This is a genomic window from Corynebacterium sp. DNF00584 (genome assembly GCF_001552965.1).
GTDB classification, from domain to species: domain Bacteria; phylum Actinomycetota; class Actinomycetes; order Mycobacteriales; family Mycobacteriaceae; genus Corynebacterium; species Corynebacterium phoceense.
The window spans coordinates 174234-187683 of record NZ_KQ959732.1 but is presented as its reverse complement, the minus strand read 5'-3'; the positions used below and the strand labels follow the sequence as shown (position 1 = coordinate 187683).

Annotated in this window: 10 protein-coding genes; 9 read left to right on the top strand and 1 reads right to left on the bottom strand. The window is 63.5% G+C overall.

Annotation, left to right across the window (positions count from 1 at the left end):
- Nucleotides 1-43: 43 nt before the first annotated feature.
- The 4 genes from HMPREF0307_RS03180 to ftsY all read left to right on the top strand — a co-directional run bounded on the left by HMPREF0307_RS03180 (nucleotide 44) and on the right by ftsY (nucleotide 6125).
- Nucleotides 44-322, top strand: coding sequence for an acylphosphatase (locus HMPREF0307_RS03180; protein WP_066487024.1), 279 nt, complete (start codon nucleotides 44-46; stop codon nucleotides 320-322).
- Between the two features lie 33 nt (nucleotides 323-355).
- On the top strand, nucleotides 356-547 hold the full coding sequence (locus tag HMPREF0307_RS13110; RefSeq protein ID WP_168164080.1) for a hypothetical protein: 192 nt from the start codon (nucleotides 356-358) through the stop codon (nucleotides 545-547).
- A 209-nt stretch (nucleotides 548-756) separates the two neighbouring features.
- A complete protein-coding gene (smc, locus tag HMPREF0307_RS03170; protein ID WP_066487007.1) occupies nucleotides 757-4269 on the top strand; it encodes a chromosome segregation protein SMC in 3513 nt (1170 codons plus the stop codon).
- Between the two features lie 50 nt (nucleotides 4270-4319).
- Nucleotides 4320-6125 (top strand): signal recognition particle-docking protein FtsY, encoded by a 1806-nt coding sequence (gene ftsY, locus HMPREF0307_RS03165; RefSeq protein ID WP_066487002.1) that lies wholly within the window; start codon nucleotides 4320-4322, stop codon nucleotides 6123-6125.
- Between the two features lie 53 nt (nucleotides 6126-6178).
- Here ftsY and HMPREF0307_RS03160 read toward each other — a convergent pair whose 3' ends face one another.
- A complete protein-coding gene (locus tag HMPREF0307_RS03160; RefSeq protein ID WP_066487000.1) occupies nucleotides 6179-7408 on the bottom strand; it encodes a hypothetical protein in 1230 nt (409 codons plus the stop codon).
- A 224-nt stretch (nucleotides 7409-7632) separates the two neighbouring features.
- Here HMPREF0307_RS03160 and HMPREF0307_RS03155 point away from each other — a divergent pair, with 224 nt between their 5' ends.
- From HMPREF0307_RS03155 to HMPREF0307_RS03135, 5 genes are read left to right on the top strand one after another with little or no spacing between them, the layout of a single operon-like run.
- Complete coding sequence (locus tag HMPREF0307_RS03155; protein WP_066486997.1) at nucleotides 7633-10608, top strand: DUF4040 family protein; 2976 nt, start codon at nucleotides 7633-7635, stop codon at nucleotides 10606-10608.
- On the top strand, nucleotides 10609-11079 hold the full coding sequence (locus tag HMPREF0307_RS03150) for a sodium:proton antiporter (RefSeq protein ID WP_066486995.1): 471 nt from the start codon (nucleotides 10609-10611) through the stop codon (nucleotides 11077-11079).
- Nucleotides 11079-12617 (top strand): monovalent cation/H+ antiporter subunit D family protein, encoded by a 1539-nt coding sequence (locus tag HMPREF0307_RS03145; RefSeq protein WP_066486992.1) that lies wholly within the window; start codon nucleotides 11079-11081, stop codon nucleotides 12615-12617. The genes HMPREF0307_RS03150 and HMPREF0307_RS03145 overlap by 1 nt, the downstream gene beginning before the upstream one ends.
- Complete coding sequence (locus HMPREF0307_RS03140) at nucleotides 12618-13160, top strand: monovalent cation/H+ antiporter subunit E (RefSeq protein WP_181734554.1); 543 nt, start codon at nucleotides 12618-12620, stop codon at nucleotides 13158-13160.
- On the top strand, nucleotides 13160-13450 hold the full coding sequence (locus HMPREF0307_RS03135) for a cation:proton antiporter (RefSeq protein ID WP_066486988.1): 291 nt from the start codon (nucleotides 13160-13162) through the stop codon (nucleotides 13448-13450). The genes HMPREF0307_RS03140 and HMPREF0307_RS03135 overlap by 1 nt, the downstream gene beginning before the upstream one ends.

The following is a 13450-nucleotide window of genomic DNA, read 5'->3' as shown; positions in this document are numbered from 1 at the left end:
CCACGAGAAACCCAGATACCGAAATTTAAGGAGACCTCACCCCATGGTTCGCATGACCGCATTTGTTCACGGCTACGTCCAAGGAGTGGGGTTTCGTTGGTGGGTGCGCTCCCGCGCCCTAGAACTTGGCTTGGTCGGGCACGCCACAAACTTGAGCGACGGCCGCGTCCAAATCGTCGCGGAAGGGCCGCGCGAGGTCTGTGAGCGCCTCCTTGAGCTCACCCGTGAGCAGCCGTCCACGACGCGCCGCCCTGGCACGGTCGACACGGTCGTTCCGCAGTGGGCAGAGCCCAAGGGCGAATCGGGTTTTATCGAACGCTAGACATTACGGGGAAGGTGGCTCATCCATCGCGTGGTGAGCACCGCAACTTCGCGCGCTGGCGGCGCGGAGGAGCACAGCGTAGGGACGGAGGGCATCGGCAAGCTCAAAGACGTGCTGCCAGCCCTCGGCGCCCGCGTCGTTATCCGCGGCGAGCACGGCCACCCGCACGGAAGCGCCGGTATAAGGCCGAGCGCGCAACGCCTGATTCCCGCACGATATCCGTGACGGTGATTGTCTCCCCTTCCTGCTCACCAGCGAGATGATTGAGTGCGCCAACGACACGATCGAAAGCGCTGTGTGCGGAGGCGTCATTGGCTTCGCGCACGGCGCGCAGTTGTGAATCGGAATGGAAAATCATGGGTAAGTTTGTTTTAATTTAAAATTAAAAATTACTTATATCTGGGTCTGGCGCAGGGCTTGCTAGAATTGCACGAATGCACCTCAAATCGCTCACGCTCAAAGGATTCAAGTCCTTCGCGTCGGCGACGTCTATGAAATTTGAGCCCGGCATTTGCGCCGTGGTTGGTCCCAACGGCTCCGGCAAATCCAATGTCGTCGATGCCCTCGCGTGGGTCATGGGGGAGGGCTCCGCCAAAACTTTGCGTGGCGGCAAGATGCAGGACGTCATCTTTGCGGGTGCGGGTGACCGCAAGGCCTTGGGCCGCGCCGAGGTGACGCTCACCATCGACAACGCGGATGGTGCGCTGCCCATCGAGTACTCCGAGGTCTCCGTCACCCGCCGCATGTACCGCGACGGCGCGAGTGAATATGAAATTAATGGTGCCAAAGCCCGCCTCATGGATATTCAGGAGCTGCTCAGCGACTCCGGTATCGGCCGCGAGATGCACGTTATCGTCGGGCAGGGCAAGCTCGCGGAGATCCTTGAGTCGCGTCCGGAGGACCGCCGTTCCTATATAGAAGAGGCGGCTGGCGTCCTCAAGCACCGCCGCCGCAAAGAAAAGGCGCAGCGCAAGCTCACCGGCATGCAGGCGAACCTGGATCGCCTCCAGGACCTCACGGATGAGCTGGGCAAGCAGCTCAAGCCCCTCGCGCGACAGGCGGAAGCCGCGAAGCGCGCCGCCACGGTCCAAGCGGATCTGCGCGACGCCCGCCTGCGTCTCGCCGGCGATCAGGTCGTGCGCCTGCGCGCCGAATACGACAACGCGGAGAAACAAGCCGAGCTCCTCGCTGAACAGGTCGCCACGCTCCAAGCTCAGCTCGAAGCTGCAGAAGAAGCCCACGCCGACGTCGAGGCCCAGCTCGCCGTCGCGGCACCGGCTGCCGATGCCGCCCAAAAGCTGTGGTTCGATCTGTCCTCGCTCGTCGAGCGCGTCTCTGCGACCCAGCGCATCGCCACCGAGCGCGCCCAGAACGTCGGCGCCCAGGTCGCCTACTCCGGCCAGGATCCCGAGGATCTTGAGGCCCGCGCTGCGCGTGCCGACGAGGAACACGAGATGCTCCTCGAAGCGGCAGAGGAAGCCGCCATGCGCCTGGAGTCCCTGCGCGAAACCTTGCTGGAGAAACGGGAGGCCTTCGAGGCCGCCGACCGCGAACACATGGCCCAACTGCGCGCCATTGCGGACCGCCGGGAGGGCGTTGTCCGTCTTATTGCCGCGGAGGAGTCGCTTACTGCTCAGGTCGAGTCCGTCGAATCCGAGCTCTCCCGCCACGAGGAGACCCTCGGTTCCACCCGTGAGCGCACGCAGGCCGCCCAGCGCGAGGCCGACAGCGTCGCGGATAAGCTGGCGGCCCTCGATGCGGAACGCCAGCCCCTCGAAGAAGCCCACGTGCGCGCCGCTACGGAATCCGATGCCGCCGATAAGCGCCTCGAGCAGCTGCGTGACGGCCAGCGCGAACGCGAACGCGCCGTCTATACGCTGCGCTCGCGCATCGAGACGCTGGCAACCACCGCGCCGGAGACCGCTGATCTCGGTCCCGACTTCCATCCGCTCGCGGACTTCCTCACGACCTCGCAGGAAACGGCCGTCGCCGCGGCGCTGGGCGCCTTCGCCGACGCCCAGGCCGGCAGCCTCACCCCTGAGCTGCTCACGCAGCTTTCCGATGCCGCCCGCGCCACGCTCTTCGACACCTCCACGTACCACGACCCGGGGGACTGGCGCCTCGACGCGACGCTCCCAGGTGGCTGCTCGTGGCTACTCGACCACGTCACCGCAGTTCCGGAAGTCCGCGCCGCCGTCACGCGGCTCCTCGCCGACGTCGTGCTTGCCCCCGACGCGTCTGCAGCCCGCGCCCTCGTCGCGGAGGATCCGCGCCTGCGCGCCGTGACGCCTGACGGCCTTCTCGTCGGTGAGGGCTGGGTTCAAGTCGGCACTGGCGCGCAGACCACCGTCGAGGTCGCCGCCCGCATCGCCGCCGCCGAAGCCGAACTCGTAACCGCCCAAGCGGAGCTCGAGGAACTTTCCGGCACGTTCGAGGGCGCCAAGCTCGCCGCGGAAGACGCCCGCGTCACCGCCGCCTCCGCGAAGGCCGCGCTGCGCGAGCACGACACGCAGATTGAGGCGTGGAAGCGCGACCACCAGCGTCTCCTGTCCCAACATGCGGCGAATAAGGCGGAGCACGAGAAGGCCGCCGCTCGCGCCACGGACATCGAGGTCCAGCTCACGCAGCTGCGCGAGCAACTCGCCGAGGCCCGCGACCGCCTCGCCCGCGTCGACGCGGACGACACCCCAGACGAGCCCAGTTCCCAGGTCCGCGACGAGGCGAACGCCGCCCTCGAACAGGTCAAGGCCATGGAGGTCGAGGCCCAGCTCGCCGCGCGCTCCGCCCAGGACAAGGTCGCCCAAGTGGCCGGCCGCGGCGATGCCCTGCGCCGCCAGGCTGAGCACGAACGCCAAGCGAAGGCCCGCCACGAACAATCCATGGCCCGCCGCCGCGCGCAGGCCGAACTCGCCAGCACCGTCGCCCGCCACGCCCGTGACCTCGCCGCGCGCGCGAGCCTCGCCCTGGATAGCGCCACCGAAGAACGCGACGCCGCGCTGGCCGAGCGCACCCGCCTCCAATCCCACGTTCAGCAGGCCGCGGCCCAGGTCTCCGCCGCGCGCTCGCAGCTCGACCGACTCACCTCGAACGCGCATAACTCGGATATCGCACGCTCCCAGGCCCAGGTCCGCCGCGACGAGGCCGAAGCTAAGCTTGTCGAGCAGCTCGGCCTGTCGATGACGGATCTGCTCCGCGATTACACGCCGGGCGAGGACTTCGACCGCGCCGCGGAGACGAAGCGCCTCAAGCAAGCCGAAAAAGACTTGAACTCCCTGGGCAAGGTCAACCCGCTGGCCCTCGAAGAATACAAAGCGCTGGAGGAGCGCTACACCTTCCTTTCCACGCAGCTCGATGACGTCATCCAGGCGCGCAAGGACCTCACCGGCGTCATCGAAGACGTCGACGAACAGATTCTCCAGCTCTTCACGGACGCGTGGAACGATGTCGAGGCCGAGTTCCCCAAGGTCTTTCAGACCCTCTTCCCAGGCGGCGAGGGCCGACTCGTCCTCACCGACCCAGACGACATGCTCACCACGGGTATTGAGGTTGAGGCTCGCCCGCCGGGAAAGAAGGTCAAGCGTCTGTCCTTGCTTTCCGGTGGCGAGAAGTCGCTCACCGCGCTGGCCATGCTCGTGGCCATCTTCCGCGCGCGCCCCAGCCCGTTCTACGTCATGGACGAGGTCGAGGCCGCCCTCGACGACGTCAACCTGCGCCGACTCATTGCGCTCTTCGAGGAGCTGCGCAAGGACTCGCAGCTCATCGTCATCACGCACCAGAAGCCGACGATGGACATCGCGAACGTGCTCTACGGCGTGACCATGCGCGGCGACGGCGTTACGCGCGTCATCTCGCAGCGCATGACGCGCGCCGGCGACGCCCCGGGCTCGGAGGCCGCGGCTGCCGATGCCGCGCGCCTCGGCGTGGACGCCCCCGCTAGCCGGGGGTGAGTCGCGGCTTTGCTGTGCCCGACTCGTGTGTCTTTGGCACTATAGAGAGCATGAACACAACTCTTACCGTCGTTATCGTCGTTGCTCTCCTGCTTCTCATCATTCTTGGAGTGATTATTGGAGGCAAGAAGCGCGGCGAAGCGAAGAAGGTCTCTTTCGAGAAACCGGCTGAGATTGAGGAAAAGCAGCTCACGCAGGAGCAGAAGTCCGGCAACTACCAGGCCCAGGGCGGCTTTAACTTCACGCAGGCTGGCCCAGCAAAGGAGCCGGTGACTCCGCCGTCGAACCCGAGCGCACAGCCGGGTTCCGCTGAGCCGAGCGCAACGGCGATGGCCAACGAGCAGCTGCGCGGCGAGACTCCGAAGTCTGAGCCTAAGACGCCGGAGCCCGTGAAGTCCGAACCCGCTGCGCCGGTCCAGGACTCGAAGGTCGTCGAGGAAACTAAGCCGGAGCCGGTGAAGTCTGAGCCGACCGCCCCGGTTCAGGAGCCGGAAGCGGAGAAGCCTGCTGCGGGTGCTGCAGCTGCCGGTGCCGCAGGCGCTGCTGCTGCAGCAGCTGTTGGTGCGGCGGCGACCGAGAACGTGGAGGCCGAGAACGTGGAGGCCGAGGAGGCCGCTGCACAGGCAGATGCCGCAGCGGAGACCACACGCGACGAGGTCGAGGAAGAATCCGCGACGGAAGACTCGCCGGTCTTTGACGAGGTCGCCGAGGATCCGGATGACGCCGACATCGCAGATGCGGTGGACGACATCGAAGACGACGCGGATCTCGAGCGCACCCAGGAGGCTGCGGCTGCGGCCGAGGCACAGACGGCATCGGCCGCTGAAGCCCGCGAGGTCACCGAGGTTCCGGAGGAGCCGACGTCCGAGACCGCGTCCGAGGACACCGAGCTGGTGGAGACGCCGGCACAGCCGACGGAGGACATTGCGCCAGCGGCTGGTCGTCTGGGCAAGCTGCGTGGACGCCTGTCGCGTTCGCAGAACGCCATCGGACAGGGCCTCATGGGCATTCTGTCCGCGGGCGACCTGGACGATGACGCGTGGGAGGAAATCGAAGATACCCTCATCATGGCGGACCTAGGTACCAAGGCCACGATGAAGGTCACCGAGTCTCTGCGCGAGAAGATCGCCGAGCGCGGCGTGAACTCCGAGGCGGAGGCCCGTGAGATGCTCCGCGAGTCGCTCATCGAGGTCGGCCACCCGGAGATGGATCGCTCCATCAAGGCCATGCCGAACCAAGGCAAGCCGGCGGTCATCATGGTCGTGGGCGTCAACGGCACCGGCAAGACGACGACCACGGGCAAGCTCGCCCGCGTGCTCGTCGCCATGGGCCACCGCGTCCTGCTCGGTGCGGCGGATACGTTCCGTGCCGCGGCCGCTGACCAGCTCGAGACCTGGGGTCGCCGCGTCGGCGCCGATACTGTGCGCGGCAAGGAGGGCGCGGATCCTGCGTCCGTCGCATTCGATGCCGTCGCGAAGGGTGTGGAGCAGGGTGTCGACGTGGTGCTCATTGACACGGCCGGCCGTCTGCACACGTCGACTGACTTGATGGACCAGCTGGGCAAGGTCAAGCGCGTGGTCCAGAAGAAAGCCGAGGTCGACGAGGTCCTCATGGTCATCGACTCAACCGTGGGCCAGAACGGCCTCGTACAGGCGCGCGTGTTCCGCGAGATCGTGGATATCACGGGCGTCGTGCTCACGAAGCTCGATGGCACCGCCAAGGGCGGCATCGTCTTCCAAGTTCAGGAGGAGCTCGGCGTGCCGGTCAAGCTCGTGGGCCTGGGCGAGGGCGCGGATGACCTCGCGCCGTTCGAGATTGAGGGCTTCGTTGACGCCCTGCTTGGCGACAAGAAGTAAAACGAACACGTGATGAGCTCCGCAGTGAACTGCGGAGCTCTTTTTATATCTGCTTAATCGCCGACGGTCTTCGTCGCGACGAAGTCCGGATCCTCGGCGCCGTCCGCGTCGATGATGAAGTCGCCGTCGCGCATGTCGACGCTGAACGTCCAGGCGGGGAGTGCGTCAGGAAGATCGGCGGGGGCGATCGTGCTGAAGTCGTCGTTCATCGTCACGACGATATCGCCACGCGCGATAGACGTCGTTTGTGAGCACATGGGAACTGCGGTGTGTTCCGGATTGAGGGTGGGTTCCTGGACCGTCACGGCGGTGGAGTAGCCGCCGTTGCCGAAGCGCAGCCCGACACGTTCATCTGCGCTGCTCGCAACGTCCACGAGCGTGGGGAGTGCTTTGATGCCACCGTCGAATTCGAGATTGAGATTAAAGCACAGGCGCCCCCAGCTCGATGCCACGACGTCGTCCATGGTGAGCTGGTTAACGTCGCTGAGCCACGTCCGAATATTCGTGCTCTCGCCTGCGAATTCGATGGCGGTATCGGGTGACTCGACCGTGTCGAGGCCCTCCGTGGTGCGTGCGAAGCGTTCCTGATCGAGGGGGATGGCGCCGGTGCGGGCATCCTTGAAGCCTTCGCCGGGAGCCTGGACGTTGTCGAAACCGTCAAAGTTCGTGAGCACGCCGAGCTCGACCGCGCGGTTGGTGAGCGCCATGAGGTCGTTGGCCAGGGGCGCGACTCGTTCCACATTGTCTGAGGCGGTCATCTGGAACTGCTCGAGCGGAGTTCCCTTTGGGCCGAAGACGGAGAAGAGGGGAGTGGACTGCATCTCGGTGTCTTCGAGGCGGTAGACCGTCCAGTCCGCGAGCGCTGGATCCTTAAATGACGTGGGTTCTGCGACTTCTTCGGTTTTCATGCCCTCGCGGAATTCCGTGGCGTCGACAAAATTGATCATGGAGATGAAGAGTCCTGGCTTATCCTCGCTGTCGACGGCAGTCATGCCGGCGCAGGATTTTCCGTCGAGGAGGACGTCGCTTGCGGTCGAATCGGCTCCGGCGTCGAGTCCCGCTGACTCGTCGAAGCCCGCCTGCACGAGGAAAGGCATGGGGAGTTCGCAGTCGGCGAGGCGGCCGTCCACAAAGAGACGTCCCACATCGCCGTCTGCGAGGGGGAATTCTGTCTCCGACTGTTGGTTGGGCAGATCTTCTTTTGACTTGAGCTCGGGCAGCGCCGAACACCCGCTGAGTGCGAGGAGGGCAACGGCAGGCAGTGTGAGAAAGCGAGGGTGCATAGCGGTGCCCTTAGGGGATAGTGACGTTATTTCACCTTACCTAACCATCTCGTTACCTGCATCACACATGCGGGCGGGGTATGGGGGCATCGGAAAGCTCTGTGCCTTGTCGAACGAACGAAAGGTAATGTGACCTGGGACGAGCCCCGATGGTAGGGTTGAAAACGCTGTATTTAATGCGCATCTGTCCTATTTCAACCAATGTTTGTGAGGCGAGTTCTTTCGTGACTCTTAGCTTTGTTGTCCTCCTCGCAGCCTTGGCATTGATCCTTGCACCCGGGCTCGTCAAGCTCATGGACCGGCAGGCGGGTTACCCGCTTGCGGTCCTTTTTGTTGTGGCCGCGGGGCTCATCATCTCTCGTCTGGGGGACGTGCTGGACGGCACGCCTCTCACCGTCACGTATACCTGGGTTCGCAATTTCGTGGAACCAGGCATGGACGTGAGCGTGTCCCTGCGCGCGGACGCGCTGAGTGCTTTCTTTGCCTTGCTTGCTCTTATCATCGGCGCTGTGGTGTTTACCTATTCCGCGGCGTATCTGCCGAAGAAACAGGGGAATACCAGTTTCTACGTCCTGATGACGGCATTCATGCTGTCCATCCTCCTGCTGGTGTTGGCTAATGACGTGGTGTTGCTCTTCGTCGCGTGGGAGCTTGTCTCCCTCGCGTCATTCATGCTCATCGCGCGTTCCGGCTCCGGCGGCGAGGCAGGCTCCCAGCGCACGTTGATCCTCACCTTCATTGGTGGACTCACCTTGCTCACCGCGCTGGCGATTGCGGCGACGGCAGCAGGGACGACGCACATTGAACTCATTCTGGCCTCTGACGTGTGGGCACAGCGCCCGGGCCTGACCGCGGGCGTCGCGGTGCTCGTGGCGATTTCCGCGTTTACGAAGTCCGCGCAGTTCCCATTCCACTTCTGGCTCCCAGAAGCCATGGCGGCGGCGACCCCGGTCTCGGCCTTCCTGCACGCCGCGGCCGTCGTCAAGGCGGGCATCTACCTGCTCGTGCGTTTCTCCACCATCTTCCACGACGTGGCCGTATGGAACTGGCTACTTATCGTGGTGGGCATGGGCACGGCGATCATGTCCGCCGTCTTCGCGGTGCAGAAGACCGATCTGAAGAAGCTCACGGCATACTCGACCGTCTCGCACCTGGGCTGGATTGTGGCGACCATCGGCGTCGGCACCCCCTTCGCCATCGCGGCCGCCATCGTGCACACGGCGGCGCACGCGCTGTTCAAGTCTTCGCTGTTCATGCTCATCGGCGTCATCGACCACGAGGCGGGTTCCCGCGACATTCGTCGCTTGGGCGTGCTGTGGAACAAGATGCCGTGGACGTTTGGTTCCGTGGTCATCGGCGCAGCCTCCATGGCGGCGGTCCCGCCGCTGCTGGGTTTTGTGTCCAAGGAAGGCATGCTCACCGCGTTTGAGGATGCCCCGATTGGCTCAGCCGGCCAGGTGATCCTGTTGCTTGCCGCGGGCATCGGCGCGTTCTTTACTTTTACGTATTCTGCGAAGATCGTCTTCGGCGCCTTCTTCGACGGCCCGCGTGATGTGAGCGGCGTCCACGAGGCTCCGGTGCGCCTGTGGCTCCCGGCCGCGTTGCCCGGATTCATGTCCTTCCCGCTCGTGTTCATCATGGGGCGTGCGGACGAGCCTGTCGATGCCGTCGTGGATGCGGTCGGCTTAGAGTCCCACACCCACTTGGCACTGTGGCATGGTCTTACCATCCCGCTTCTCATTTCAGTGACGGTGCTCGTGCTCGGTGTTGTGGGCGTTGTTTTCCGCAAGCGCTTCTGGGCCGCGTTCGAGTCCCGCCCGTTCCTGCCACGCAGTGGCAACGAGCTCCTGCACTCCATGCAAAAGGGCGCGACGTGGATTGGTCGCCAGCTCGGCCGCATGTCCGATACGCATAATCCCTCGCGTCTCATGCTGCCTATTGTGCTGCTCATTATCGTTCTTGCAGGTGCCGCTCTCATTGGCGAGGGCGTCGACGGCGTCGCGTTGGCACCGCGCGTTCCTGGCTTGGACAACCCGTGGGATATCATTCCGCTGCTCATCGTGGCGCTGTCCATGATTGGCCTGGTGCGCACGCACAACCGACTCACCGGTGCTGTCATGATTGGTATCGCTGGTGCGGGCGTGACGCTGCAGATGCTCATCATGGGCGCGCCGGACGTGGCGCTTACGCAATTCCTCGTTGAGGCGTTGTCGGTCATCGTCATGATGATGGTCCTGCGTTACCTGCCGGAGCGTTTCCACAACGTGCAGAACACCTCGCGTCGCACGGGCTCGATTGTCATCGCCATCCTTGCTGGTATCGCCGCCTTCCTTGGCGTGTGGGCTCTCATGGGCCGCCACGAGCGCTCGAGCCTCGCGGAGTGGTACCTCAACGAGGCACCCGGAATTACTGGCGGCGACAATGTCGTGGCGACCATCATCGTCGAGTTCCGTGGACTCGATACCTTGGGCGAGCTGTCCGTGCTGGGCATGGCTGCCGTCGTTATCGCCGCGATTACCTCGACGCTGCCGCGTTTCCCGTTTACCTCGGGCACGCGCCCGGCGCCCTTCGGCCAGTCGCAGCTCAACTCCGTGCCGCTGCGCAAGGCCCTCATCCTTGTGGCGCCGATGCTGGTTATCTTGTCGCTCATCGTCTTCTACCGCGGACACCAGGTCTCGGGCGGCGGCTTCCCGGCCGCGCTCATCATGGGTGCCGCGATCGGCTTGGCGTACCTGTCCCGTGGCTCGGATGAGATCGTCTTCGGCCGCATGACGCCTATCCACCTCACCGGTATCGGCATCCTTGTTGCGCTGTCCGCCGGTTTTGTGGGCTACTTCCATCACGGCTGGGGCAACGGCGGCTTCCTTGCTGCTATTCACGCCGAGGCCTTCGGCCAGCACTGGACAACGTCCATGATCTTCGACTTGGGTATTTACCTTGCGGTGTTGGGCATGCTCACCATGGCCATCAACGCTCTGGGTGGTTACTTGCGCCCCGGTACAGAGCGTGACTACCTGCCGTGGGTCCACGGGGACGACTCCTCGCTGCCCACGACGCCGCGCATCACTATGGATAACGCGGACGATCCGTACCCGGCCCCGATTAACCCCTCGACCGACCCGTTGGCCTTGCTCAATGAACGCGAGGCTCGCACCAAGAAGCCGTCTGTTCGCGCAGCACGGATGAAGGGGGAGAAGTAAATGTATCTCGCACTTACCATTGGTATTTTGATGGCCGCTGCGGTCTATCTCATCCAACAGCGTGGCCTTGTCCACATCGTGTTGGGCATGATGGCCTTTAGTCACGCTGCGAACCTCACGTTGCTGGCCACGGGCGTCTACTCCTACCGCGGCGAATCCTTCCCTTCCCGCGTCGATGCCGCCGAGATGGCAGACCCGCTGCCGCAGGCTTTCGTGCTTACGGCGGTTGTTATCTCCATGGCGACAACGACGATTTTGCTTACCATGGCGGCCATGGGCGCCAACGACGACACGGATGTCGTCGAGCCGGTGGATGACAACACTGTCGACCACGCGTTTAGCACCTTGGGTCGCGACGCAAAAAACCGCGACATTCTGGAACGCTCCGCAAATGCGGTGCAGCGCATTAAGAACCCGGATGAGGGCGCGCTTTCTCCCAACGCCGCGAATGCTGAAGGGGGCGAGAAGTAATGCAACTTGCAAGTCAGCTCCTCCCGCTGTTCCCCGCGGTCCCGCTCGTTTCTGCTGCGTTGGCTCTGCTGGCGCCGTGGCGCCGCGTGCGTGACGCCATCATGCTCATCATCCCGGGTATCGGCATCTTCGCCGGCCTTGGTCTGCTGGCGTTTACGTCGCAGAACGGCGTCGTCGCGCATACCGTGGGTCTGTACGTGGGCAATGCCGGTATCGCCTTTGCGGCCGACTCTTTCTCAGCATTGCTCATTATCACGACGATGATCGTCTCGTTCGGCGCGAACTGGTTCGCCATCGTGGGTGGCGAGACCAAGTCTCGCTACTATCCTGCGTTGACGCTCATTCTCATCACCGGCGTTAACGGCGCGCTCATCACCGCGGATCTCTTTAACTTCTTCGTGTTCATTGAGGTCATGCTGCTGCCGTCCTACGGCCTCATCACTATGTCCGGTACGTGGTCGCGTCTCGCGGCTGGCCGTGCCTTCGTCCTCGTCAACCTCTTTGCGTCGACGTTGCTTATGGTGGGCGTGGGCTACATCTACTCGGTCGCTGGGGCGGTCAACCTCGCGGCGCTTAAGGGCGCTGCCGCTGGCAACGGCCAGGTCACCGTCGCGGCCGGACTCATCGTCATCGCCATCGCAGCGAAGGCGGGTGTCTTCCCCGTGCAGTCCTGGCTGCCGCGTACCTACCCGGGCACCTCGGCAGCGGTCATGGGCCTGTTCTCCTCGCTCCACACCAAGGTCGCCGTCTACATGCTCTTCCGCCTGTGGGTCGTGCTCTTCGACATGGACGCGCGGTGGAACGTACTCATCATCGTCATCATGATCATTTCCATGGCGATTGGCGCCTTTGGCGGCTTGGCGGAAAACTCCATCCGCCGCGTGCTGGGTTATCAGATGCTCAATGGCATGCCGTTCATCTTGGTCATGCTCGCCTTTACGGGCGAGGACCCGCAGCGCGCGCTGGCCGCCGGCATTCTCTACACGATTCACCACATGATTACGGTGGGTTCGCTCATCCTGGCCTCCGGCGCCATTGAGGAAACGTATGGCACCGGAAACTTGTCCAAGCTGTCTGGCTTGGCCCGCCGCGACCCGCTCATCGCGTGGATCTTCGCAGCCGGTGCCTTCTCCATCGTGGGCTTCCCGCCTTTCTCCGGTATGTGGGGCAAGGTCATGATCGTCTTCGAGGTGGCGCGCACCGGTACCGCGTGGGCCTGGGTCGTCATCACCGCTATTGTCATCGCGTCCTTCGCGGCCTTCTTGTCCATGCTGCGCGTGTGGCGTGAGGTCTTCTGGGGCAAGCCGCTGCCGGTGGAGAAGGTGCCCGATGAACTCGTCATTCGCAAGTACCTCATGGCGCCGTCTTTGGCGCTCATCCTGGGCTCGCTGTGTATGTTCATCTTCGCCGGCTTCGTTGTCGACGTGACGCTCACGGCGTCGGGCGATCTCCTTAATGTGGATGCCTACTCCGCCGCTATTTTGGGCGATGACCCGGTGGGCATGCCGCAGCTCGATGGAATTCAGGAGGGCCGATAAATGGATATTAAGCGGATTTTGCATGGCTGCGTCTATACACCGTGGCTCGTCAAAGAAATCTTTGTCGCAGGTTTCTCGCTCGCACTCGATTCTTTGAAGCCGAATAATGGCTATCATCCGGTCGTGTTGCGTTATCCGCTGCGCGTGACCGATGCCTGGGATATCTTCTGGTTCACGTCGTCGATTACGGCGACGCCGGGAACGCTGTCGCTGGGTTTGCGTGAACCTCCGCGTGAAGGTTTACCGCGCATCGTCCTCGTTCAAGCGGTGCAGGGCGACGATCCTGCTGACGTGATGGCAAGCCTCGCAGACATGGAAGAGCGCGTGGCACCCCACGTTAAGGGCATCGACTATGGCGTGCCAGGACAAGGAGACGCGACAGAGCTCGACCCAGCGTTCTACGAATATACATTGGAGACCGTTGGCCGGCACATGCGCGCGCCGGATATGGCTCATGCGGATGACACACCGCTGGCTGCAGATGACACGCCGAAGACGACACCGGCTGATCTTCTCCGCGCCAACCGAAAGGAGCAGAAGTAATGATTGACTTCGCGAATCTTTCCCTCTTCGGGTGGATTGTTGTTATCTGCATCTTCATCATGGGAGGTGCCGTGTGCGCGGGCCTCCTGCTTGCCTTGCGCTCGCGTGATGAGCTCACCCGCACGGTGATTTCGGACCTCGTGTTCTACGGCATGATCGCCATGTTTATTTCGTGGACGCTGCTCAACGACATGTCCATTGCGTACGACATCGTGTTGCTGGCAGCCATCGTCGCCGGCGTGCTGCCCACCCTGTCGATGTCCCGCATTATTTCGAAGGGCAGGAGGTAA

Excerpts from the sequence above, each read along its gene's own strand:
- HMPREF0307_RS03180 (WP_066487024.1), top strand. The coding sequence starts at position 44 with ATGGTTCGCATGACCGCATTTGTTCACGGCTACGTCCAAGGAGTGGGG.
- smc (WP_066487007.1), top strand. The coding sequence starts at position 757 with ATGCACCTCAAATCGCTCACGCTCAAAGGATTCAAGTCCTTCGCGTCG.
- ftsY (WP_066487002.1), top strand. The coding sequence starts at position 4,320 with ATGAACACAACTCTTACCGTCGTTATCGTCGTTGCTCTCCTGCTTCTC.
- HMPREF0307_RS03160 (WP_066487000.1), bottom strand. The coding sequence starts at position 7,408 with ATGCACCCTCGCTTTCTCACACTGCCTGCCGTTGCCCTCCTCGCACTC.
- HMPREF0307_RS03150 (WP_066486995.1), top strand. The coding sequence starts at position 10,609 with ATGTATCTCGCACTTACCATTGGTATTTTGATGGCCGCTGCGGTCTAT.
- HMPREF0307_RS03145 (WP_066486992.1), top strand. The coding sequence starts at position 11,079 with ATGCAACTTGCAAGTCAGCTCCTCCCGCTGTTCCCCGCGGTCCCGCTC.
- HMPREF0307_RS03140 (WP_181734554.1), top strand. The coding sequence starts at position 12,618 with ATGGATATTAAGCGGATTTTGCATGGCTGCGTCTATACACCGTGGCTC.
- HMPREF0307_RS03135 (WP_066486988.1), top strand. The coding sequence starts at position 13,160 with ATGATTGACTTCGCGAATCTTTCCCTCTTCGGGTGGATTGTTGTTATC.